23 protein-coding genes are annotated in these 21,633 nt (G+C 66.7%); 15 read left to right on the top strand and 8 right to left on the bottom strand.

The window, feature by feature from the left end; all coding sequences use genetic code 11:
- Nucleotides 1-14: 14 nt before the first annotated feature.
- Nucleotides 15-197 (top strand): hypothetical protein, encoded by a 183-nt coding sequence (locus tag AC3ANX_RS07910; protein WP_488336447.1) that lies wholly within the window; start codon nucleotides 15-17, stop codon nucleotides 195-197.
- Nucleotides 198-290: 93 nt separating this feature from the next.
- Here the strand turns inward: AC3ANX_RS07910 and AC3ANX_RS07905 are convergent, their stop codons facing one another.
- A complete protein-coding gene (locus tag AC3ANX_RS07905; protein WP_488336446.1) occupies nucleotides 291-1,259 on the bottom strand; it encodes a magnesium and cobalt transport protein CorA in 969 nt (322 codons plus the stop codon).
- Nucleotides 1,260-1,370: 111 nt separating this feature from the next.
- On the opposite strand from AC3ANX_RS07905, the gene AC3ANX_RS07900 reads away from it, so the two are divergent.
- On the top strand, nucleotides 1,371-2,165 hold the full coding sequence (locus AC3ANX_RS07900; protein WP_488336445.1) for a TrmH family RNA methyltransferase: 795 nt from the start codon (nucleotides 1,371-1,373) through the stop codon (nucleotides 2,163-2,165).
- A 105-nt stretch (nucleotides 2,166-2,270) separates the two neighbouring features.
- Nucleotides 2,271-2,570, top strand: a complete 300-nt coding sequence (locus AC3ANX_RS07895; protein WP_488336444.1) for a hypothetical protein — start codon at nucleotides 2,271-2,273, stop codon at nucleotides 2,568-2,570.
- Nucleotides 2,571-2,612: 42 nt separating this feature from the next.
- On the opposite strand, the gene AC3ANX_RS07890 is transcribed toward AC3ANX_RS07895, so the two are convergent.
- From AC3ANX_RS07890 to AC3ANX_RS07870, 5 genes are all read right to left on the bottom strand, one after another.
- Complete coding sequence (locus AC3ANX_RS07890) at nucleotides 2,613-4,016, bottom strand: NAD(P)H-dependent flavin oxidoreductase (RefSeq protein ID WP_488336443.1); 1,404 nt, start codon at nucleotides 4,014-4,016, stop codon at nucleotides 2,613-2,615.
- 69 nt (nucleotides 4,017-4,085) lie between these two features.
- The gene (locus AC3ANX_RS07885; RefSeq protein WP_488336442.1) at nucleotides 4,086-5,222 is read right to left on the bottom strand and encodes a glycosyltransferase family 4 protein; all 1,137 of its coding nucleotides are present in this window, start codon (nucleotides 5,220-5,222) and stop codon (nucleotides 4,086-4,088) included.
- Between the two features lie 66 nt (nucleotides 5,223-5,288).
- Nucleotides 5,289-6,401 (bottom strand): glycoside hydrolase family 130 protein, encoded by a 1,113-nt coding sequence (locus AC3ANX_RS07880; RefSeq protein WP_488336441.1) that lies wholly within the window; start codon nucleotides 6,399-6,401, stop codon nucleotides 5,289-5,291.
- Nucleotides 6,402-6,406: 5 nt separating this feature from the next.
- Nucleotides 6,407-7,165 carry an SDR family oxidoreductase gene (locus AC3ANX_RS07875; protein ID WP_488336440.1) on the bottom strand — a complete coding sequence of 253 codons (759 nt, stop codon included), beginning with the start codon at nucleotides 7,163-7,165 and terminating at the stop codon, nucleotides 6,407-6,409.
- 34 nt (nucleotides 7,166-7,199) lie between these two features.
- Entirely contained in the window at nucleotides 7,200-8,072 is an 873-nt protein-coding gene (locus tag AC3ANX_RS07870; RefSeq protein ID WP_488336439.1) for an alpha/beta fold hydrolase, read from the bottom strand.
- A 37-nt stretch (nucleotides 8,073-8,109) separates the two neighbouring features.
- Here AC3ANX_RS07870 and AC3ANX_RS07865 point away from each other — a divergent pair, with 37 nt between their 5' ends.
- The 8 genes from AC3ANX_RS07865 to AC3ANX_RS07830 all read left to right on the top strand — a co-directional run bounded on the left by AC3ANX_RS07865 (nucleotide 8,110) and on the right by AC3ANX_RS07830 (nucleotide 15,331).
- Nucleotides 8,110-9,471: a protein adenylyltransferase SelO family protein gene (locus tag AC3ANX_RS07865; protein ID WP_488336909.1), complete on the top strand. Its 1,362-nt coding sequence runs from the start codon at nucleotides 8,110-8,112 to the stop codon at nucleotides 9,469-9,471.
- A gap of 43 nt (nucleotides 9,472-9,514) precedes the next feature.
- Nucleotides 9,515-10,930, top strand: a complete 1,416-nt coding sequence (astD, locus tag AC3ANX_RS07860; RefSeq protein WP_488336438.1) for a succinylglutamate-semialdehyde dehydrogenase — start codon at nucleotides 9,515-9,517, stop codon at nucleotides 10,928-10,930.
- 77 nt (nucleotides 10,931-11,007) lie between these two features.
- On the top strand, nucleotides 11,008-11,187 hold the full coding sequence (locus tag AC3ANX_RS07855) for a hypothetical protein (protein WP_488336437.1): 180 nt from the start codon (nucleotides 11,008-11,010) through the stop codon (nucleotides 11,185-11,187).
- 96 nt (nucleotides 11,188-11,283) lie between these two features.
- Complete coding sequence (gene cobA / locus AC3ANX_RS07850) at nucleotides 11,284-12,075, top strand: uroporphyrinogen-III C-methyltransferase (RefSeq protein WP_488336436.1); 792 nt, start codon at nucleotides 11,284-11,286, stop codon at nucleotides 12,073-12,075.
- A complete protein-coding gene (locus tag AC3ANX_RS07845; protein WP_488336435.1) occupies nucleotides 12,072-12,362 on the top strand; it encodes a DUF2849 domain-containing protein in 291 nt (96 codons plus the stop codon). The genes cobA and AC3ANX_RS07845 overlap by 4 nt, the downstream gene beginning before the upstream one ends.
- Nucleotides 12,363-12,472: 110 nt before the next feature.
- Nucleotides 12,473-14,104 (top strand): nitrite/sulfite reductase, encoded by a 1,632-nt coding sequence (locus AC3ANX_RS07840; RefSeq protein WP_488336434.1) that lies wholly within the window; start codon nucleotides 12,473-12,475, stop codon nucleotides 14,102-14,104.
- 47 nt (nucleotides 14,105-14,151) lie between these two features.
- Nucleotides 14,152-14,592 (top strand): DUF934 domain-containing protein, encoded by a 441-nt coding sequence (locus AC3ANX_RS07835; RefSeq protein WP_488336433.1) that lies wholly within the window; start codon nucleotides 14,152-14,154, stop codon nucleotides 14,590-14,592.
- Complete coding sequence (locus AC3ANX_RS07830; RefSeq protein ID WP_488336432.1) at nucleotides 14,573-15,331, top strand: phosphoadenylyl-sulfate reductase; 759 nt, start codon at nucleotides 14,573-14,575, stop codon at nucleotides 15,329-15,331. The genes AC3ANX_RS07835 and AC3ANX_RS07830 overlap by 20 nt, the downstream gene beginning before the upstream one ends.
- 35 nt (nucleotides 15,332-15,366) lie before the next feature.
- Here the strand turns inward: AC3ANX_RS07830 and AC3ANX_RS07825 are convergent, their stop codons facing one another.
- A complete protein-coding gene (locus AC3ANX_RS07825) occupies nucleotides 15,367-17,247 on the bottom strand; it encodes a methyl-accepting chemotaxis protein (RefSeq protein ID WP_488336431.1) in 1,881 nt (626 codons plus the stop codon).
- A gap of 66 nt (nucleotides 17,248-17,313) precedes the next feature.
- Nucleotides 17,314-18,807, bottom strand: coding sequence for a replicative DNA helicase (locus tag AC3ANX_RS07820; RefSeq protein WP_488336430.1), 1,494 nt, complete (start codon nucleotides 18,805-18,807; stop codon nucleotides 17,314-17,316).
- 118 nt (nucleotides 18,808-18,925) lie between these two features.
- On the opposite strand from AC3ANX_RS07820, the gene AC3ANX_RS07815 reads away from it, so the two are divergent.
- The 4 genes from AC3ANX_RS07815 (at nucleotide 18,926) to dcd (ending at nucleotide 21,283) form a co-directional block, all read left to right on the top strand.
- Nucleotides 18,926-19,408 (top strand): UPF0262 family protein, encoded by a 483-nt coding sequence (locus tag AC3ANX_RS07815; RefSeq protein ID WP_488336429.1) that lies wholly within the window; start codon nucleotides 18,926-18,928, stop codon nucleotides 19,406-19,408.
- Between the two features lies 1 nt (nucleotide 19,409).
- Nucleotides 19,410-20,102 (top strand): GH25 family lysozyme, encoded by a 693-nt coding sequence (locus AC3ANX_RS07810; RefSeq protein WP_488336428.1) that lies wholly within the window; start codon nucleotides 19,410-19,412, stop codon nucleotides 20,100-20,102.
- Nucleotides 20,099-20,587 (top strand): cytidine deaminase, encoded by a 489-nt coding sequence (locus AC3ANX_RS07805; protein ID WP_488336427.1) that lies wholly within the window; start codon nucleotides 20,099-20,101, stop codon nucleotides 20,585-20,587. Before AC3ANX_RS07810 ends, AC3ANX_RS07805 begins: the two co-directional genes overlap by 4 nt.
- A 141-nt stretch (nucleotides 20,588-20,728) precedes the next feature.
- A complete protein-coding gene (gene dcd, locus AC3ANX_RS07800; protein WP_488336426.1) occupies nucleotides 20,729-21,283 on the top strand; it encodes a dCTP deaminase in 555 nt (184 codons plus the stop codon).
- Nucleotides 21,284-21,633 lie beyond the last annotated feature (350 nt).

The following is a 21,633-nucleotide window of genomic DNA, read 5'->3' as shown; positions in this document are numbered from 1 at the left end:
CGCTTCTGCGGATCGTGCTCCTCATCGCCGGCGTGGCAGCGCTGGCGATGGGGCTGCTGTGGATCGGCCAGGGGCTGGGCGTGATCCGCTGGCCCGCGTCGAGCTTCATGGTCGATGAGCGGCGCTGGGCCGGCTACGGCGCGGTGCTGGTGATCGCGGGGGCGCTGCTGATCGCGCGCAATCGTCGCGTACGATAAGATCAACGGCCGGTCGGACACCGGGCTTTCAGGTGTGCCGTACCACGGCGTGATGCTCGCTGCCCGCGTTCTAGCGGGCCGAGTTTAAGCCACCTAAAGCCACTTCAGCCGCTTGAACCGCCAGTACAGCACCCCGCACACCACGACGATGATCGCCAGCGTCAGCGGATAGCCATACTCCCACTTCAGTTCGGGCATATGCTCGAAATTCATCCCGTAGATGCCCGCGATCGCGGTCGGCACGGCGAGAATCGCGGCCCAGGCGGCAAGCTGGCGGGTGATATCGCCGGTGCGCTGCCCCTCCAGCAGGTTGCTGATCTCGAACACGGAGGTGAGCACGTCGCGCAAGCCATCGACCATCGACTGCACGCGGCGGATATGGTCGAGCACGTCGCTGAAATACGGCCGCGCCTCCACGTCGATACACGGCAGGTCGAGCCGCACGAACTTTCCCGCGACCTCCCCCATCGGCACCAGCACGCGCTGGAACCGCATCAGTTCGCGCCTGAGCGCGAAGATGCGCGCCACTTCGCCGCGGTTGAGGAACGTGTCGAGCGCGCGCCGCTCCATCGCGATCACGTCCTCCTCGATCGTCTCGACGATCGGCAGATACCCGTCGGCGATGAAGTCGAGGATCGCGTGCAGCACGTAGTCGACACCCTGGGCGAGCAGGGTCGGCGCCTTTTCGAGATTGTCGCGCAGGCTGACGTGCTTGCGCGGTGAGCCATGCCGCACGCTGATGATGTGGCTGTGCCCGACGAAGATCGAGGTTTCGCCGTAGATGATCTTGTCCCCCTCGAGATGCGCGGTGCGCGCTACGACGAACACCTGGTCGCCGTACACATCGACCTTGGGGAGCTGATCCGCCTTCAGCGCATCCTCGATCGCGAGCGGGTGGAGGTTGTACGTCTGCTGCAACCGGTGCAGTTCGGCATCGTCGGGGTCGGCGATGCCGATCCACACGAACTCCGACTTGTCGTCCGCGCAGTCGACCTTCTCCTCGATGTCGATTTCGCGCACCCGCTGGCCGTTGCGATAGAGATATGCGGCAATCACGCTCATCGGTCGGCCTTTGGCAGTCGGTCTTGCTGCCCGGTAGCAGAGCGAAAGCGCGACGTCAGCGCTTTCGCGCACATCATCGACGCGGGCGCTTCGTTGCGGCATAGGCGGGCCATGCCGCGCGAGATCACCGCTTATTCAAACCCGCTCATCAAGCGCGTCCGCGCGCTGCGCGAGAAACGCCACCGTCGCGAGGAAGGGCTGTTCCTGGCCGAGGGTCTGCGCATCCTCACCGAAGCGCGCGAGAGCGGGCGCCTCCCCACCTACCTGTTCTTCGCGCGCGACAGTGCCGCGCATCCGCTGGTCCGCGCGCTGGTCCGCGATGTTGAGGCGGCCGGCGGCGAGGCGATCGAGACGGTGCCCGACATCCTCTCCAAACTGTCGGGCAAGGACAATCCGCAGGCGGTGGTCGGCGTGTTTGAGGAGTTCGCGCAGTCGCTCGACACGCTCGACCGCGACAGCGCGCGGATTTGGCTGGTGGCGGAGCGATTGCGCGATCCGGGCAATCTCGGCACGATCCTGCGCACCGGCGATGCGGTCGGCGCGGGCGGGCTGATCCTGATCGGCGAGTGCGTCGATCCCTTCTCGGTCGAGGCGGTGCGTGCGAGCATGGGGGCGCTGTTCACCGTGCCGATCGTGCAGACCGGCTGGGACGATTTCCTCCGCTGGCTGCGCGCCGGGCCGGGGCAACTCGTCGGCCTCAGCCTCGATACCGATCAGGCGTACCGCGCCGCTACCTATACCGCGCCGACCTTCCTGCTCACCGGCAACGAAGCGCAGGGCATGCCGGAGGATTATGCGCGGGCGTGCGATCTGCTCGTCAAGATCCCGATGCTCGGCAAGGCAGACAGCCTCAACGCCGCCGTCGCCACGGCGGTGATGGCTTATGAGGTGCTTGCGCGCGGCTGACGTCGAGAACCAACCTGTACGCAAGACTACAGACGCATTCAGCAAAAGTACGAATCACCGCGCCTAGAACCATGATACCCGATTACGATGGGAAAGGATGGTTCGATGAAAGGCTTGAAAATCGCAGCGGCACTTGGCCTGATGATTGCCGGTGTCGGCGTTTCGACCGAAGCGAATGCGCAGCGTTACGATCGCGATCACCACGGCTACGATCGCCACGACGATCGCGGCCGCCACGGTGACTGGCGCGACGGCAGGCGCGGCTATTACGGGCACGATCGTGGCTATGGTTATGGTCGCGGTTACGGCGGCGGTTATGGCTATCATCGTGGCGGCTGGCGCGGCGGGCGCGACTGCCGGACGACCTGGCGCTATCATCGCCGCGTAACGGTGTGCTACCGCTAAACACAGTGCGGGGCGGCGGAGCGATCCGCCGCCCTTCGCATGTCAGTCGCCGGTGAGGATTCGGTCGACCAGTTCCTTTACGCTCGGCACGAAGCCGTTCGAATAGAACGGATCGCGCTTGAACTGATAGGCGCCGTGGCCGGCGAACATCAGGTTCTGCTCGACATCGCCGCCGTGCGCGATGTCCTGCAAGGTCTTCTGGATGCAGAAGCTGCGCGGATCGGCAAGGCGGCCGGTCGAGTTGGTCTCGCTATCCGCCCAGGACGAGAACGAGCACTGGCTGAGGCATCCCATGCAATCCGCCTGATCCTTGCGGATCACACCCTTCTCCTCAGGCGTGACGAACACCAGAGTATTGTCCGGCGTCTTCAGCGCATCGGTGAAGCCGGCGCCGAACCACTGACGCGCGCGCAGCAGATCATTGCGCGTCACCCAGAAATTCTTGCCCTTCACACCCACGTCGAGCTGGAAGACGTGGTCGCCCGCCTCCTGCGTCGAGAAGGCGATCTGCCGTTCGGAGCGCGCCTCGAGATGCTGGAGGAACGGGTTGCGCACCGCGCTCGAATAGAAACCGGTCGGCGAGAAGCGGTGGAGCAGCACCTCGCCTTCCTCGATATTGGTGAGCCGCGCTTTCCATGCCTCGGGGATCGGGCTTTCCCTGGTGAGCAGCGGGCGCGTGCCGAACTGGAACGCGATCGTGCCGAGTTCGGGATTGTCGATCCAGTCGCTCCAGTCGCGCAAGTACCAGACGCCGCCCGCCATCACGATCGGCACATCGTCGGAAATGCCGCCCTCGCGCATCGTCTCGCGCAGCGCCTTGACGCGCGGGAACGGGTCTTCGGGCTTGCGCGGATCTTCGGCGTTGGACAGGCCATTGTGCCCGCCGGCCAGCCATGGATCCTCATACACCACCGCCGACAGCCATTCGGATGCCTTCGAATACGCACGCTTCCACAGCGCCCGGAACGCGCGGCCCGAACTGACGATCGGCAGATAGCTGACGTCGTAGGACGAGGCGATTTCCGACAGCTTGTACGGCATGCCCGCACCGCAGGTCACGCCCGCGACGAGGCCGCGCGTGCGCTCCAGCACGCCGTGCAGGATGCGTTGGGCGCCGCCCATTTCCCACAGCACGTTGATGTTGATCGCGCCCTTGCCGCCGGCGATATCGAACGCGCGGCGCACCTGTTCGACCGCGCCCTCGATCGCGTATTCGATCAGCTCCTCGTGGCGCTCGCGCCGGGTGAGCGACTTATAGACCTGCGGAATGATCTTGCCGTCGGGATCGTAGCTGTCGGCATTCACCGCCGAAACGGTGCCGATGCCACCCGCCGCCGCCCAGGCGCCCGCGCTCGCGTGATTGGTCGCGGCGACGCCTTTTCCGCCCTCCACCAACGGCCAGACTTCGCGGCCGTTATAGTTGATGGGCTTCAAACCTTTGAACACCGATACCTCCCGGATACACTTTGATCGATCATATAGCGGATCAGCAACGCTTGACGAGAGATTTGCGCCTCAGCCGAGAGCGCCGGGGCGGCCGAGTGCCCCGGAATACAGCGCGGCATAGCGCGCGATCATCACCGCCTCGTCATATTCGGCGGTCGCTTTGGCGCGGTTCTGCTCGCCCAACCATTGTCGCGCAGGCGCATCGGCGCCGGCAAGAGCCTGCAACGCGTCGCGGATTCGCACCTCGTCGGTCGCATGCTCGATATATGGGACATTCGCCGGCGCGACCATATTGAGGATGTCGCCGACCGGCGGCGCGACGATCGGCAAGCCCGCCGCCATGCCTTCGAGGATCGAGATCGGGAACTGCTCGCTGCGTGAGGACAGCGCCATGATGTCGAACAAGCCGACATATTTATGCGGGTCGGGCAGGAAGCCGGGCATGACGAGCTGATCCTCCAGCCCCATCGCCTCGGCCGCATCGAGGATCGCCTGCCGCTCCGGCCCCTCGCCCACCACGACCAGCCGCGCGCGCGAGGCCATACCGCCGACCGCGCGCACCAACAGCGGAATGTTCTTGACCGCACGCAACCCCGCGAGCGTGCCGATCACGATCTCGCCCGGCTTGCGGCGGAAGCCGGGGATCGCGTCGGGCGCGGGCTTGACCGCATAGCGCGCGGTGGCGATGCCGTTGGCGATACGGTGGACGCGCGCGGGCGGCTGCTTCCACGTCTTCAGCGCGATCGTCTCCAGCGTGACCGAGGGCACCGCCAGCGCATGCGCGGCGGTGAGCGCGATGCGGCGGTAGATGTTGCGCTGCGGCTTGAGGCCGGTCGCCTCATCCTCGTTGAAGCCATCCTCATGGTGGACGACCGGGGGCCCCTTCATGCCGGCGACGCGGCGCGCCATCACGCCGTCGATCCCGCCCCAATTATAGGTCAGCACCAGATCGAACCGTCGCATGAAGCGCGCGATCTCCTCGTAACGCTTCACCGACGGGCTGCCGGTCAGTGGCGGCGGGTTCTGCGCGATCTCATAGGAAATGCCCGGCGCGATCGCCGCACGCGCGCCGTACTGGTCCGGCATCGCCGAGACGATCGTGTGCCGCGCCCGGTCGCCGAACGCGTTCATCAGCCGGACCGCGCGCGCTTCCTTGCCGCCAAGACTGAAGCTGGAGTGCAGGTGGAGGATGTGGAGCGGAGGCATCGCCAATCCCCTGCCCGCTTTCACACCGGCCTTTCAAGACTCAGGCGGAAAATACCACCCCTCGCCTCAAGCCTTGAACACGGATTTCTCGATGTGGGTGATGCGGCAGGCGAGATCGGCCTCGCCGCTCGCCACGACATAATGGTCGTCCGCATCGGCGATGCCGGTGGTGAACACCACATTGTCGAGGTACATCAGCTCGCGCATCGGCTCGGTGAGGTCGGCCGAGGGTTCGAGCAGCGCATCGTGGCTGGTGGCGACCACCTTCGACGGATCGTCGCGGTCGAGGATCGACCAATAGGTGCGATAGATGCCGACCACGCCCGAAGGTTCGACCCCGTGCCACAGCGTCAGCCAGCCGCGTGTCGTCAGCACCGGCGGCGCGCCGCCGCCCATCCGCGCGGTGGCGAGCGTGGCGGCATGCGGGCGGATGCCCGGCTTGTCGTAGGGCTTCCAGTGCAACGCATCGGGCGAGGACGCGAGATTGATCGACGGGCCCGCGCGCCACTCGCTGCCGGGTGGATAGGCGAAATAGAGATCGCCGAGCGGCCGCGTCTGCGCGAAATATTTGTCGCCGATCTGGCCTTCGAAGATCAGCATGTCCTTGTTCTGGTGATCGAGCACGATGCCTTCGAGCTGCCAGTCGAGCGCATCGTTCGACGTATAGAGCGTGGTCGAATGCCGCTCCGGGCTGACCGAGCATGTCGTCATCAGATAGCGATCGCCGACCTTGCTGATCCGCGCATCCTCGACGCCGTAGCACTGGTAGGGCGCGCGCGGCTCGATCGCACGGTCGTAATGCACCTCCACCACCTTGGTCCCGTCCGCCGACAGTTCGACCGGCAGCAGCCACGACAGCGAGGTGAGCGCCATTACCTTCCAGCCGCCGCCACGCATCATGAATTTCCGCGGATCGGCGGTGTCGACATGCTCGATCGGCCACGGATCGAGCGTGTAGCCACCCTCTTCCCAGCGGATCGCATGGATATGTTGATCGACGATCGGATGGCGCAGCGCCTCGGCGACGCGCACTATCAGCAGCAAATTGCCATTGGGCAGCCGCGTCATGCCCGGGTTGAACGCACCGAGCACATAGGTCTCGACGCCGAGCTTGCCCGCCAGCGGCGAGCGCGCGAGGTCGATGTCGCGGGGATCAAACACGATTGCGTCGAAGGCCATCTCTCTTACTCCTCGCTGATGCGCGGTGCGACCACGACCGTCTGAACCACCGCGCGGCGCGGCTGGGTGAGCGCATAGTGCACCGCTACCGCGATATCCTCTGACCGGAGCATCTTGTCTTCGCGGACCATCTGCTTCTGCGCCTCGGCATCCTTGTCGGGATAGTGCATGTCGGACTGGGTCAGCGCCGGCTCTACCAAGGTGACGCGGATGTTCTTCGGCCCCAACTCCCTGCGCAGCGCCTCGGCAAAGCCGGCGATGCCTGCCTTGATGCCGGCATAGACGGTCGATCCCGGCCCGAGCACGTGCGCCGACACCGAGCCGATCAGCACGATATCGCCGCCTGCGTCGCCGAACGCCTCCACCGCCGCATGCGCGCTGGTGAGATAGGCGGTAAAGTTGGTCGCGATCGCGTAGCGCAAGTCGCTGTCGCTCATGTCCGACAGCCCCTCCGCCGGGATCGCCGCGTTGATGACGGCCACGTCGAGCCCGCCGAGCCACTCGCTCGCGGTCTTGACGTAACGCTCGGGCGCGTCCTGTTCGGCGAGGTCGATCGTGGTGCCCGCGCCCGCGCCGACCTCGTTGATGCGCCCGACCGCATCCGCGAGATGTTCGGGCGTGCGGCCGCAGATGTGCAGCTTCGCCCCCTCGCTCGCCAGCAGCACCGCGATCGCGCGGCCGATGCCGGTGGTGCCGCCGGTGACGAGAATGCGCCTGCCCGAAAGGCTGGAAACGGCGGTGTGCGCGTCGGCGAGGTTCAGCATGTGCGGGCTCCCGTTAAGTCACGGGAAAGACGGTTCAGCCCGCCGCCGGTTCCCCGATCCGGGCCAGCAATCGGTCGATCGCCGCCGCCGCCTCGGGTTCGCCGAGCGTCGGGGCGTGGCCGACGCCCGGCACCGTCACCAGTTCCGCCTGATCGAGCGTTTCGACCATCCGCGCGGCGGTCTTGGCGGACAGCAGGTCGGAGAGCGCACCGTGGACGATCAGCGTCGGCACGCCCTGCAACCGCGCGAGCGCCGCCCACATATCCGGTCCGGCCTCGTTGCCGGGCACGCGGAACGGCTCGGCGATCTTCATGTCGTAATCGAGCACGATGCGGCCGGCACTGTTCACGCGGTACAGCCGCTTGGCCATCGCCAGCCAGTCTTCGATCTGGAAAGCGGGAAAGGCGTCCGCGTTGCTTTCGGCCAGGGCGCGGGCGGCGTGCATCCAGGTCGGCCAGGAGTTCGATTTGCCGACATAGCCGCGGATGCGCAGGATGCCCGCCGGCTCGATCTCGGGACCGACATCATTGATGAGCGCCCCCGCCAGCCGCTCGCGCGCCGCGCCCGCCAGCAACATCGTCAGGATACCGCCGAGCGAGGTGCCGAACGCGACAAAGCTCGTGACACCCAGTTCGGCGAGCAGAGCCTCAATGTCCTGCACATACGTCATCGGCACGTAGCTCATCGGATCCTTGGCGTAAGCGCTCTCGCCGCGCCCGCGCAGGTCCAGCGCGATGACGCGCCATTCGCCCGACAGGCGCGCGGCGAGATCCTCGAAATCGCGCGCGTTGCGGGTCAGGCCCGGGATGCAGACGATCGGCGGGCGATCCTCGCGGCCGGGATAGTCACGATAATGCAGCCGCAGCCCATCGTTGGACCACCAGTAACGGTTTTCATAGGCAGGCATGGTTGCATCCTCGGCTACGGCGCGCCCATATCGCGGCATGGCCGACTTCCCGCAAGCATATCGCCCCGATCCGCGCATCCTCGATCTGGGCGACGCCTTCTACGATCCTGTCGTGGCGGCGAACTTCCCCGAAACGCGGCTGCGCTTCCGCAACGACCGCGCCGCCGCCGAAGTAGGGCTCGACGGGTTGAGCGATGCCGAATGGGTTCGTCATTTCGGGCGTTTCGCTCCGCTGCCCGCCAATCTCAGCCAGCCGCTCGCGCTGCGCTATCACGGCCACCAGTTCCGCCAGTACAACCCGGATATCGGCGACGGGCGCGGCTTCCTGTTCGCGCAGATGCGTGACGCGCGCGGGCGGCTGATGGACCTCGGCACCAAGGGCAGCGGGCAGACGCCGTGGAGCCGCTTCGGCGACGGTCGCCTCACCCTCAAGGGCGGCGTGCGCGAGATCCTCGCGACCGAGATGCTCGAGGCGCTGGCTGTCGAGACCTCGCGCACCTTCTCGCTGATCGAGACCGGCGAGGCGCTGGAGCGCAATGACGAACCCTCGCCAACGCGCGGTGCGGTGATGGTGCGGTTGAGCCACGGCCATATCCGCATCGGCACCTTCCAGCGGCTCGCCTACCACCGCGACGAGGACAACATGCGCCGGCTGGTCGCGTATGTGCTGCGCAATCTCTACGGCGAGGACCCCGGCGCGGAGCCGGCCACGCGGCTGCTCGATCTCGTCGTTCAGCGCACCGCCCGGCTGGCGGCGAGTTACATGGCGGCGGGGTTCGTCCACGGCGTGCTCAATTCGGACAATATCAACGTCACGGGCGAGAGCTTCGACTACGGCCCGTGGCGCTTCCTGCCGACGTGGGACGCGAGCTTCACCGCCGCCTATTTCGATCACGCCGGGCTCTATGCCTTCGGTCGCCAGCCCGAGGCGATCCACTGGGACGCGATGCAACTGGCGGTGTCGCTGCGCGCGATCAGCCCCGCCGAGCCGCTGATCGCGGTGCTCGACACGTTCGGCGATCGCTATCAGGCGGCGGTGGGCGAGGCGATCCTGTGGCGGCTCGGCCTCGTGCCGCGCGGGCCGGAGGAGGACGGCGCCCTCGTCAACGCGGTCGAGCGCGGCTTGCGCGCCGATGCGCTGGCGGTCGACCGCTTCTTCTTCGACGCGTTCGGCGGCACGCTGCCCGACAGTGACGCCTTTGCCGAGGCACGCGCGCTCGCCGCGCCCTATGCCGCGCGCAAGGACCGTGCCCACGCCTATTGGCGCGACGACACGCCCTGTTCGATGCTGATCGGCGAGGTCGAGGCGATCTGGTCGGCCATCGCCGAGCGCGACGACTGGTCGCTGCTCGACGCCAAGGTCGCGGCGATCCGCGAAATGGGCGCGGCGCTCGCGTGAGGCGGTGGATTTGGCCGCGAAACTCGGGCAAGACCGCGCCATAATGGTCGCAACAGAACTCACTTCGATCGAACCCGCCACGGGCAAACTGCTGTGGCGCGGCCAGAGCGGCGACGTCGATGCCGAAGTCGCGATGGCGCGCGAAAGCTGGGCCAGTTGGGCGTCGCGTCCGCTCGCCTATCGCACCGAGGCGCTGCGCCGCTTCGCCAATGTCGTGCGCCGCCGCGCCGACGCCTTCGCCGATCTGATCGCGCGCGAGACCGGCAAGCCCTTGTGGGAGGCGCATACCGAAGTCGAAACGGTGATCGCCAAGGTCGATATCTCGGTCAAGGCCTATGCCGAACGCACCGCGCAACGCCGGCTCGACGCGCCGATGGGCAGCCGCATCGCGCTGCGCCACAAGCCGCACGGCGTGCTCGCCGTGCTGGGGCCGTACAATTTCCCCGCACATCTCCCGAACGGCCACATCGTTCCCGCGCTGCTCGCCGGCAATGCGGTGGTGTTCAAACCGTCCGAGAAGACACCGGCGGTCGGCGAGTTCCTCGTCTCCTGCTATCACGAGAGCGGCGTGCCCGAGGGCTGCGTGCGGCTGCTGCTCGGCGGACCGGACGAGGGCAAGGCGCTCGCCGCGCATGACGGGATCGACGGGCTGCTGTTCACCGGTTCGGCGCGCACCGGCATCGCGCTCAACCGCGCGTTCGCCAACCGGCCCGAGAAGATCCTCGCGCTTGAAATGGGCGGCAACAACCCGATCGTGGTGTGGGAATCGCCCGACATTCATTCGGCCGCGGTCATCATCGCGCAATCCGCCTTCATGAGCGCTGGCCAGCGTTGCACCGCCGGGCGCCGGCTGATCGTCGACGAGCGCGTCCACGACGCGCTGATCGACACGCTCAACAAACTCATCGGCCGCATGATCGTGGATGAGCCGCACGCCAAGCCGCAGCCGTTCATGGGCCCGGTCATCGACAACGAATCGGCCGATCTGCTGACCGAGAGTTTCCTCGAACTGATGATCCGCGGCGGCCGCCCGATCCGCCACCTCGAACGCCCGCAGGAGGGCCTGCCCTTCCTCCTCCCCGCGCTGATCGATGTGACCGACATGGCGGACCGGCCCGATATCGAGCTGTTCGGCCCGATCCTCCAGGTGATCCGCGCGAAGACGTTCGAGGATGCGATCGCCGAGGCGAACAACACGCGCTACGGCCTGTCGGCGACGCTGCTCAGCCAGAACCCGGCGCTGTACAACCAGTTCTGGGCGAATGCGCGCGCCGGCATCGTCAACTGGAACAAGCCGACCAACGGCGCCTCCTCCGGCGCGCCGTTCGGCGGTATCGGCTGGTCGGGCAATCACCGGCCGAGCGCTTATTATGCGGCGGATTATTGTGCCTATCCAGTGGTTTCCAGCGAATCGGAACAGGCGCGCGCAAGCATCGGCGTGGGCTTGCGCGACGGCTGACGAACCGTTCGTCGTAACGTAACATTGCCGTGCGACGAACCGTGGAACCTCCCGCCGGATCAGAGATTACACCGATCGTGACGACGCAAGATTCTGCCCCAATCCGCTCTCCCCGCTCCGCCAAACTGCGCCAGCAGGCGAACAACTGCCTGTCGATCGCCGTGCGCGAGAAAACGCCCGACTTCGCCGCCGATCTGATCGACGAAGCGATCCGCCTCGTCCGCCGTGCGCACGAACTGGACATGCCGAAACGGTAACGCGGCACGCGTGCGGGGGCAGCCCAAGTTCTGCTACCGCGCACGAAAGCAGGCTTCGGTTGAATCGGGGCGGCGTTTCGCGCATTCGCCGGTGCCATGGCTACTCTGCTCGATCCCACCGCGCGCGGGCGCGTCATTCTGGTCGGTGCCGGGCCGGGCGACCCCGGCCTGCTCACCGTCCGTGCCGTCGAAGCGCTCAAATCCGCCGACATCGTCGTCCATGACGGGCTGATCGATCCGCGCGTGCTCGATCTCGCGCCCGCCGCCGCGCAGCGCATCTCGGTTGCCAAACGGCGCGCGCGCCACACGCTGCCGCAGGAATCGATCAACGCGCTGATCGTCGCGCATGTGAAGACCGGCGCGATCGTGGTGCGGCTGAAGGGCGGCGATCCCTTCATCTTCGGGCGCGGTGGCGAGGAGGTCGAGGCGGTGCGCGCCGCCGGGCTGCCGGTCGAGGTGATTCCGGGCGTGTCGGCCGCACTCGGCTGCGCGGCGGAGGCGATGCTGCCGCTCACCCACCGCGAATATTCGAGCGCGGTCAGCTTCGTCGCCGGCCAGTGCAAGGGCCTTGCCGATCAGGACTGGTCGGGGCTCGCCGGCAGGGGCCGCACGCTCGTCATCTACATGGGCGTCGCCACCGCCACCGATATTTCCGACAAGCTGATGCGCGACGGGGTCGCTCCCGACATGCCCGTCGCGGTGCTGGAACGCGGTACGCTGAAAGGCGCGCGGGCGCTGCGCACCCTTCTCGCCGATCTCGGCGCGATGATGGCGCGCGAAAAGGTGGCGAGCCCGGCCATCATCGTTGTAGGCGAAGTCGTCGAGTTGTCCGATGCCGAGGATCGGCTGGGCCGCTGGGCGACTGCTGCTGAAGGGACTTTTGCGTGAAGCTGTTGACGGGGAACGATCTGGCGACGGGCGATGTGATCTGGTGGACCGGCTCGGGCTGGTCGCGCCACGTCGCGGAGTCGGCTGACGTCGGCAGCGGGGGCGAGGCGCTCGGCCGCGTCGAGGAGGCCGCGCGCCGCGTCAACGGCCCGGTCGTGATCGAGGCGACGCAGACGCCGGAAGGCCCCCGCCCCGCGCACATCAAGGACCGGATTCGCGCGCTCGGCCCGACGGTGCGAATGGACCTGACGCTCGCGCCCGAAGTTTCGCCCGAGGTGGTGCTGTGAGCCACGATCGTCGCCCCGGCGCAAGCCGGGGCCGTTGCGTGATCGCGCGCGGCGGCTGCCCCGAAAACAACCCAGCGACCCCGGCGTTCGCCTGGGCGACGAGGTAAGTCATGTACCAGTACGACCAATACGACCAGTCGATCGTTGACACCCGCGTCGAGGAGTTTCGCGATCAGGTGAAGCGCCGCCTCGCCGGCGAAATTACCGAGGATCAGTTCAAGCCGCTCAGGCTGATGAACGGCCTCTACCTTCAGCTTCATGCCTATATGCTGCGCGTCGCGGTGCCCTACGGCACGCTGTCGGGCAAGCAGATGCACATGCTCGCGCACATCGCGCGCAAGTACGATCGCGGCTACGGGCATTTCACGACGCGGCAGAACATCCAGTACAATTGGATCAAACTCGACCAAGCACCTGACATTCTTGCCGAACTGGCGGGTGTGGAGATGCACGCGATCCAGACCAGCGGCAATTGCATCCGCAACATCTCGTCGGATCAGTTCGCCGGCGCCGCCGCCGACGAAGTGACCGATCCGCGCCCCTGGGCCGAACTGCTGCGCCAGTGGAGCACCTTCCACCCCGAGTTCAGCTACCTGCCGCGCAAGTTCAAGATCGCGGTGATCGCCGCAGACGAGGACCGTGCGGCGATGCGGCTGCACGACATCGGCATTCAGTTGGTGAAGCGTGACGGCGTGCTCGGCGCGAAGATCTTCGTCGGTGGCGGCATGGGCCGCACGCCGATGATCGGCCCGGAGATCAAGAACTTCATCACCGCCGAAGACCTGATGAGCTATATGGAAGCGTGCCTGCGCGTGTACAATCGCTACGGCCGGCGCGACAATATCTACAAGGCGCGCATCAAGATCCTCATCCACGAGATCGGCGCGGCGGAGTACGCTCGCCAAGTTGAGGAGGAGTTCGCCCACGTTAAGACGCTCGGGATCGACCCGCCGCTTGCCGAGCTGGAGCGGATCAGCGCCTTCTTCGCCCCGCCCGCGTTCGACACCGCCGCGCCCGACACGCTCGACCGCAGTGATCCCGACTTCGCGGTCTGGCTCGACCAGAACGTCAAGCCGCATCGCCAGCCCGGCTATGCGATCGTCAACATCAGCCTCAAGCCGACCGAGGGCATCCCCGGCGACGCCTCGGCCGACCAGATCGACGTGATGGCCGATCTCGGCACGCGCTATTCGTTTGACGAACTGCGCGTCACCCATGCGCAGAACATCGTGCTGCCGCACGTCCGCAAGGCCGATCTTTACGCGGTGTGGCAGGCGCTCGACGCGGCGGGGCTGGCCACCGCCAATCTCGACCTGATCGGCGATATCATCGCCTGCCCCGGCCTCGATTATTGCGCGCTTGCGAATGCACGCTCGATCCCCGTCGCGCAGAAGATCGCCAATCGTTTCGCCGATCTCCAGCGCCAGCGCGACCTCGGCGAATTGAAGCTCAAGATCAGCGGCTGCATCAACGCCTGCGGGCACCACCATGCCGGCCACATCGGCATCCTCGGCGTCGACAAGAAGGGCGTCGAGAATTACCAGCTCTCGCTCGGCGGATCGGGTGCGGAGGACGCGAGCCTCGGCAAGATCACCGGCCCCGGCTTCGACGAGGACGGCATCGTCGATGCGGTCGAGACGGTGACTAACGTGTACCTGGCGCAGCGCGCGGACGGCGAGCGGTTCCTCGATACCTACCGGCGCGTCGGCATGGAGCCGTTCAAGGTCGCGCTCTATGGGTGATCCCGCCGTCGCCGCCCCTCTCCTAACGACTCTGGCGGATTGCTGAAATGACCGACTCCCCCATACGCTTCCGCGACGATGCTCCGCACGAGGAGCCCGCCGTCACGCTCGACGCTTTCCTCGGCCAGACCAACGCAACCGCCGTCCGCATCGAGCCGGGCGACGACGTGCGCGCGCTGTTGCCGCATCTCGGCCAGCTTGCGCTGATCGAGGTGGCGTTTCCCGCGTTCCGCGACGGGCGCGGCTATTCGGCGGCGCGGATTTTGCGCGAGGCAGGCTATACCGGCGAATTGCGTGCGGAGGGCGATGTGCTGGTCGATCAGCTTCCGCTGATGCGGCGCTGCGGGTTCGATAGTTTTGCTCCCCGTGCTGAAATCGATTCTGCCACGCTGCAAGCCTCGTTGTCGCGCTACGAGCACGTATATCAGGGGGCGGCCGATGGAGCCGTGCCTGTTTGGAAACTGCGTCATGGCCAGCCCCGCCCGTAAACTCGACATTATCGACACGCGCCCCGCCTTCACCCAGGCGGATGCCGATGCGCTCAACGCGCGCTTCGCCGGCGTCGATGCGCTGACGATGCTGACCGCGCTGTTCGCGGAAGGCGCGCTCGGCCACACCGCCGTGGTCTCGTCGTTCGGCACCGAAAGCGCGGTGCTGCTCGATCTCGTCGCCAAGGCCGACCCCAGCGTACCGGTGGTGTTCGTCGACACGCTCAAGATGTTTCCCGAGACGCTCGCCTACCGCGAGGCGCTGGTCGCGCGGCTCGGCCTCAGGAACAGTTGGGCGGTGGAGCCGGATGCGGGGGTACTCGCCGCCAAGGACGACACCGGCCTACGCTGGTCGTACGATCCCGACGGCTGCTGCGAGATCCGCAAGGTCGAGCCGCTCAAGCGCGCCAAACAAGGTCTCGACAGCTGGATTTCAGGGCGCAAGGCGTTCCAGTCGAGCACGCGGCAGAATATCGCGCGCTTCGAGGTCGAGGACGGCCGCCTCAAGATCAATCCGCTCGGGGATTGGGTGAAGGCCGATCTCGACGCCTATTTCTCCGCACACGATCTGCCGCGTCACCCGCTCGAGGCGGACGGCTATCTCTCCGTCGGGTGCCAGCCGTGCACGTCGAAGGTGCTGCCGGGCGAAGACCCGCGCGCCGGGCGCTGGCGCGGGTGGGAGAAGGTGGAATGCGGCATCCACGTTGCCGAAAAGCCGGGCGAAGAACCGGTTTTCTGATCCGCCAACCGCTCGATTGTAGCGCCTGACGTGACTCAGGCGGCGCGCAGCCGTTCCACGAACTGACGCAGCGCCGCCTCGAACTCGCGCGTTTCGCCCAGCACCGACGCGGCGCGTCCGCGCGTGAAGGTCGCCTGCGCAGCGACCTGGTCGAGCCCGCTGCCGAGCCGCTCGATCCCGTCCATCACCGTGCCCGCGTAATCGTCGATATGGCGCGATGCCTCGTGCACCGCGTTGGTCGCATCGCTCTGCGCGGCGACGACCTGCAAGGTCTGCGATGCCGATTGCGCGACGTTGACGAGCGAGGCGCGCACCGTGTCGCTGAGATCGGAGCTGGCCCGCGCCGATTCGACCACTTCGGCAAGTCGTTCGGCGATGATGTCGTTGAGGCGGTCGGTCTGCCCGGCGAGCGCCTTCACCTCGGTCGCGACGACCGCGAAGCCCTGCCCCGCGCTGCCGGCGCGTGCCGCCTCGATCGTCGCGTTGAGCGCCAGCATCCGCGTTTGCGCGGTGAGCGACGAGATCGCGCTTGCCGCGTCGTGAATCGCGGTCATCCGGTCGCACAGTGCGTGATTGGCATCGCGCGCATGGCTCGACTGCGCAGCGGATTGCTCGATCAGATCGCGGTTGCCGCGGGTTTCGGCGCTGACGCCGCTCAGCGCCTCGCTGACCGATTGCACGCCGCGCACGATGCGGCGCAGATTGTCGGTGGCATCTTCGGACCGCTGGCGGATCGCACGGGTCTGCGCGGTCTGCTGCTCGATCGTCGCGAGCGAGGCATTGGCGCTCTGCTCCAGTTCCGCCGCAGCGCTGCCAAGCTTGTCGCCGAATGCCTTGACGAACCCTTCGAGCTTATCGGCGATGTCGAGCGCGACGCTGCGCAAGGCGCGCTGATGCGCGCGTTCGTCCTCTGCCTTGCGCTCGGCCAGTCGCGTCGCTTCGAGCCGGTCCGCGCGCGCCTGATTCAGCGCCATCTCCGCCGCCATCTGCGCATCGCGCGCTTGCCGCGCCTGATCGAGCGCCTCCGCGCCGCTCAACCGCTGCGCCTCGCTCGCCTTAACAAGCAGGTGGATCGAAAAAGCGGCCAGTGCCACGAACAGCACCACCATGCCCGCGAACAGCGGCGCGAGCCGCCACGCCGCGTTCCACCCCGGCATCGGGCGCAACCACGTAAGCTGGCCAAGCGCCGCGCCTTCGCCGCCGGGTACGGGAGTGGCGGACCGGTCGTCGGGCACGGCGCCGTCCGGTTGCCAGTCCAGTCCCGCGACACCGAACGTGCGCGCCCAGGGCCGCAGCACCTGCCGGTCGATCTCGCGAACGTACACGAGATAGCGGAAGCTGTGGAGTTGCCCATATTGTGCCGGGTCTTCGGGCAGCAGCACCGATGCCGAGATCAGCGCCGCATGGCCGCCATAGCGGAAGATCGCCGCATAACCATGCCTGAACGCGCGCACCCCGCGCTGGTCGCGCGGCATATGCGCCAGGATCGCCGCGGTCGCAGCCGGCGCGACCGTACGCAGCAACGGTGCATCATACCCCTGCCACGCGCGGGCGAACAGCGTACGCCCCGTGTCGTCGATCACATAGGCGTGGATCTTGCGCGCATCGTGGAAGGCGATGTTGGTGATCGCCCAGCTCCGATCGAGCGTGCCGTACAAATGCGCGACACCCTCGGTCCAGCGCGAGGCGGCGAAGGTCATGTTGGACAGCGCGTCGGTTTCCGAAGACAGGACGCTCAGCACGGTCGCGCGCCGCTGATCGTCGGCATCGACGTTGAGCCGATGGATCAGCGATCCGACCAGCACCGCGAAGCCGATCAGCGTCAGCGCGAACACCGCAACCAGCCCGGTTCGCAACTGACGCGCGTTGGACGGTGCCCAGTTCAGCGATTTCGGAAAAACGGCGCGGTCCCACATCCCTCCTCTATAGCGGGAAGTGGTTAAGGCGACGTTCTGCGACGCCGCCCGCGCATGTGCCGCGCCTCAATACCCGATATAATCGCTGAAACGTGTGAACATCGGCTCGAACTTGAGGATCACCTTGCCGGTCGCGCCGTGACGCTGCTTGGCGACGATGAATTCCGCGAGACCATAGACACGCTCCATCTCCGACGCCCATTGCGCGTGATCCTCGAAGATCTTGGCGCCGTCACCCTCCACGGGACGCTTCGGTTCCTTGGCGGCGACGTAATAATCCTCGCGGAACACGAACATCACCATGTCGGCGTCCTGCTCGATTGAACCCGATTCGCGCAGATCCGACAATTGCGGGCGCTTGTCCTCGCGCTGCTCGACCGCGCGGCTGAGCTGCGACAAGGCGATCACCGGCACGTTCATGTCCTTGGCGAGCGTCTTGAGCCCGCGCGAAATCTCGGAGATTTCCTGCACGCGCCCGTCACCAGACGCCTTGGCCGAACCGCTCAGCAACTGGAGATAGTCGATCACCACCAGCCCGATCTCGTTGTTGTGACGGCGCTGGAGCCTGCGCATCCGGGTATGCAGACCGGCGATCGACAGACCGGCGGTATCGTCGATGAACAGCGGCAGGTTCTCCAGCTCGGCCGCGGCCTGCGCGAGCTGGTTGAACTCGGTCTTGCTGATCTTACCCATGCGCAGCGCCTCGCCGCTGATCCGCGCCTGCTCGGCAAGGATACGCGTGGCGAGCTGGTCGGCGGACATTTCGAGGCTGAAGAACGCGACCTTCGCGCCGACCGATTCGGCGTGGCTGATGCCATCGGCACGATCGCGCATGTAGCGCTGCGCAGCGTTGAAGGCGATGTTGGTGGCGAGCGAGGTCTTGCCCATGCCGGGACGCCCGGCAAGGATCATCAGATCCGAATGATGCATGCCGCCGATCTTGCCGTTGATCGAATCGAACCCGGTGGTGATGCCGGACAGGTTGCCGCCCGAATTGAGCGCCTTCTGCGCGACCTTGACGGCGAGCGTCGTCGCCTGCGCGAAGGTCTTGACCGCGCTTTCGCTGCCGCCGTCCGCCGCGACCTTGAACAGCTCCTCCTCGGCCGCCTCGATCTGCGCGCGCGGGTTGACCTCCTCCGACGTGTCGAGCGCGCGCTCGACCAGTCCGCGCCCCACCGTCACCAGTGTGCGCAGCATGGCGAGGTCGTAGATCTGCTTGGCGAACTGGCGCGCGCCGATCAGCCCGGCGCCGCTGCCGGTAAGCTGCGCGAGATAGCCCGGGCCGCCCAGCTCCTTCATGCCCGGATCGGCATCGAACAGCGGCCGCAGCGTGACCGGCGAGGCGAGCATGTCCGCGCCGCGCAGCTTGCGAATCGCGGTGAAGATGCGGCCGTGCAGCGGTTCGAAGAAGTGTTCGGGCTCGAGCCGGTCGATCAGATCGTCGGCGAGGCGGTTGTCGATCATCATCGCGCCGAGCATCGCCGCCTCGGCCTCGACGTTCTGCGGGAGGGCGGTGGTCTCGGGAGCGGAGGAGACGGGGGTTGCGAATGCGGTTGCCATGCGCGGCCTTCTACGCGCACCCGCCCCGCCCATAAACCCGCTTGCGATCAACGCACGACGTCAGCTGTGGATAAGCTGGTGATTGTCCCCGCCCGCCATCCCCGATAGGGCTTTCGGGATGGCGGACCCGCGCATCATCCATGTCTCGCTCGACGAGGCCACCATCCTGTGGCGCTCGGCCGATATCGAGCAGGAGCGGCGAATCGCGATCTTCGATCTGATCGAGGAAAACCACTTCGCGCCCCAGCGCGCCTATGCCGACGGCTATGCCGGGCCGTACCGGATCGAGCTGGCGGTGGAGGAAGGGCGGCTCGGCATCGCGATCCACCGCGAAGACGGGTCGCATCTCGAAACCTATGTGCTGGCGCTGGGTCGCTTCCGCCGCCCGATCAAAGACTATTTCGCGATCTGCGACAGCTATTATCAGGCGATCCGCAACGCGACGCCGCAGCAGATCGAGACGATCGACATGGCGCGGCGCGGGCTCCACGACGAAGCGGCCGGACTGCTCAAGGAACGGTTGGAAGGCAAGATCGACATCGACTTCGCGACCGCGCGACGGCTGTTCACGCTGATCTGCGTGCTGCACATCCGCAACTGACATGCTGCGACTGAACACTCCGGCGAAGCGCATCGCGGCAGGCGGTGCCGTCCTCGTGCTGCTGATCGTGGCGGGCGCGGTACTGTGGCTGCTCGCGCTGCAATGGCGGCCGAGTGGTACATACGCCGTCCAGGGCGTCGACGTATCCGATGCGCAGGGCGAGATCGAATGGTGGTCGGTCCGCACCATCGGCGCCGACTTCGCCTATCTTCGCGCGACCAGCGGATCGGCCGGGCGCGACATGCGCTTCGCCGCCAACTGGGACGCGGTGCCCAAGACCGGCATGCGGCGCGGTGCGATGCACCTCTATTCGCTGTGCAATTCCGCGGTCGATCAGGCCAACAACTTCAACACCACCGTGCCGCGCACCGCCGATGCGCTGCCGGCTGCGGTCGAGCTCGATTTTACCGACGATTGCACCGCGCGGCCGGAGGCGTCCGCGGTGCAAGGCGAGTTGCGCCGGTTCCTGACCATGGTCGAGGCGCATACCGGCAAGCCGGTGCTGCTCAAGATCAGCCGGCGCTTCGATTCGGCGTTCGACGTGACGGCGGCACTGAACCGACCGGTGTGGGCGGTCGGCAACTTCCTCAAACCCGACTATGCGGCACGGCCGTGGCGGATGTGGCAAGCGAGCGATATGCGGCGGATCGACGGTGTCGACGGGCCGGTCCATTGGGATGTGGTGAGACCATGAACGAAGAACCGACTTTCGACGATGCGACCCGCGACCGGCTGGTGACGGCGGCGCGCACGGCGGCGCTGAACGCCCATGCTCCCTATTCGCGGTTCGGTGTCGGCGCGGCGGTGCTGCTCGCGGACGGCTCGGTGGTGACGGGCGCCAATTTCGAGAACGCCAGCTACGGCCTGTCGCTCTGCGCCGAAACCGTGGCGCTGGCCACCACGAGCAGCGCGGGCAGGCTTGGCGACGTGGTCGCGATTGCGGTGATCGGCGGCGCGATGGATGCGGCGGGCGTGCCACGCGGCGTGGCGGTCGTCGGGCCGTGCGGTCGCTGCCGGCAGGTCATCAACGAAGCCGCGCAGATGGGCGGGCGCGACCTGACGGTCTGGTGCGCGGCGGCCGAGGGCGACGCGGTGGACCGTTACCGGCTGTCGGAGTTGCTCCCCCACGCGTTCGGCCCTGCGGACCTGGGCATCACGCCTGCATCCACGCGGGGGTAGCGGTGCGACCGAGCGTGCCGCTTTCGGCACGAGCCTTTGCGTTGAGGGCCGCATTGGGGCTGAAGGCAGCGGCGGGCCGCCCCGCCCCTTGCTCTCCTTCCACATTCCGGCGAAAGCGGCCGCCATTCAAGGAGCACGCGCATGTCCCTCATGTCAGACCGCTGGATTCGCGAGCAGGCGCTCGGCGCCGGCATGATCGAACCGTTCGTCGACGGGCAGACGCGCGAGGGTTGCATCTCCTATGGCCTCTCGTCCTACGGTTATGATGCGCGCGTCTCGGACGAGTTCAAGATCTTCACCAACGTCGACAGCGCGGTGGTGGACCCCAAGGACTTCGCCGCGAACAGCTTCGTCGATCGCAAGACCGACGTCTGCGTAATCCCGCCGAACAGCTTCGCGCTGGCGCGCACGGTGGAATATTTCCGCGTGCCCCGTGACGTTCTGGTGATCTGCCTCGGCAAATCGACCTATGCGCGCTGCGGCATCATCGTAAACGTCACCCCGCTCGAACCCGGCTGGGAGGGGCATGTGACGCTCGAATTCTCGAACACCACGCCACTCCCCGCCAAGATCTACGCCAACGAAGGCGCATGCCAGTTCCTGTTCCTGCAAGGCAACGAACCGTGCGAGACGAGCTATGCCGACCGCGCGGGGAAGTACATGCGCCAGCGGGGCGTCACGCTACCGCGCCTGTAAGACACGGTCGGCATTGATCCGGAACAGCGCTTCGCGAGAGCGGATTGAGCGAGTCCGCCGGTCGTGGCGCCACAGCGGAACGGCGCGTCCGGAGATTACGCGTGAGTACGATCGCGTCCGCCGCGCTCGCTTCGCTGGTGCTCAGCCGCAGCGCACGTGAGTGCTATGGCGCGATCGGCGTCAGCGCTACCCCGATAGCAGCGACCGCCGCGTCAAGTCGACGGATCCCGGATCCCGGATTCGCGTACGGCGCGGAAGCGTCCCGTCTCGCCACCCGTCCCAACCGCCATTCCAGCAGTCGCTGCGACGACGCTGTAAGGGTTATCCTGCGGCCACAGCATCGGCGGTGA

This window comes from Sphingomonas sp. BRN-1R (assembly GCF_057748035.1).
Note: the sequence above shows the minus strand (reverse complement) of the source record. Positions and strands in the feature narration are given on the sequence as shown.

Bases quoted from the DNA above. Each gene is read 5' to 3' on its own strand.
- AC3ANX_RS07905 (WP_488336446.1), bottom strand. From the start codon at position 1,259: ATGAGCGTGATTGCCGCATATCTCTATCGCAACGGCCAGCGGGTGCGC.
- AC3ANX_RS07900 (WP_488336445.1), top strand. From the start codon at position 1,371: ATGCCGCGCGAGATCACCGCTTATTCAAACCCGCTCATCAAGCGCGTC.
- AC3ANX_RS07895 (WP_488336444.1), top strand. From the start codon at position 2,271: ATGAAAGGCTTGAAAATCGCAGCGGCACTTGGCCTGATGATTGCCGGT.
- AC3ANX_RS07885 (WP_488336442.1), bottom strand. From the start codon at position 5,222: ATGCCTCCGCTCCACATCCTCCACCTGCACTCCAGCTTCAGTCTTGGC.
- AC3ANX_RS07880 (WP_488336441.1), bottom strand. From the start codon at position 6,401: ATGGCCTTCGACGCAATCGTGTTTGATCCCCGCGACATCGACCTCGCG.
- AC3ANX_RS07875 (WP_488336440.1), bottom strand. From the start codon at position 7,165: ATGCTGAACCTCGCCGACGCGCACACCGCCGTTTCCAGCCTTTCGGGC.
- AC3ANX_RS07870 (WP_488336439.1), bottom strand. From the start codon at position 8,072: ATGCCTGCCTATGAAAACCGTTACTGGTGGTCCAACGATGGGCTGCGG.
- AC3ANX_RS07865 (WP_488336909.1), top strand. From the start codon at position 8,110: ATGGCCGACTTCCCGCAAGCATATCGCCCCGATCCGCGCATCCTCGAT.
- astD (WP_488336438.1), top strand. From the start codon at position 9,515: ATGGTCGCAACAGAACTCACTTCGATCGAACCCGCCACGGGCAAACTG.
- cobA (WP_488336436.1), top strand. From the start codon at position 11,284: ATGGCTACTCTGCTCGATCCCACCGCGCGCGGGCGCGTCATTCTGGTC.
- AC3ANX_RS07840 (WP_488336434.1), top strand. From the start codon at position 12,473: ATGTACCAGTACGACCAATACGACCAGTCGATCGTTGACACCCGCGTC.
- AC3ANX_RS07835 (WP_488336433.1), top strand. From the start codon at position 14,152: ATGACCGACTCCCCCATACGCTTCCGCGACGATGCTCCGCACGAGGAG.
- AC3ANX_RS07830 (WP_488336432.1), top strand. From the start codon at position 14,573: ATGGCCAGCCCCGCCCGTAAACTCGACATTATCGACACGCGCCCCGCC.
- AC3ANX_RS07825 (WP_488336431.1), bottom strand. From the start codon at position 17,247: ATGTGGGACCGCGCCGTTTTTCCGAAATCGCTGAACTGGGCACCGTCC.
- AC3ANX_RS07820 (WP_488336430.1), bottom strand. From the start codon at position 18,807: ATGGCAACCGCATTCGCAACCCCCGTCTCCTCCGCTCCCGAGACCACC.
- AC3ANX_RS07815 (WP_488336429.1), top strand. From the start codon at position 18,926: ATGGCGGACCCGCGCATCATCCATGTCTCGCTCGACGAGGCCACCATC.
- AC3ANX_RS07810 (WP_488336428.1), top strand. From the start codon at position 19,410: ATGCTGCGACTGAACACTCCGGCGAAGCGCATCGCGGCAGGCGGTGCC.
- AC3ANX_RS07805 (WP_488336427.1), top strand. From the start codon at position 20,099: ATGAACGAAGAACCGACTTTCGACGATGCGACCCGCGACCGGCTGGTG.
- dcd (WP_488336426.1), top strand. From the start codon at position 20,729: ATGTCCCTCATGTCAGACCGCTGGATTCGCGAGCAGGCGCTCGGCGCC.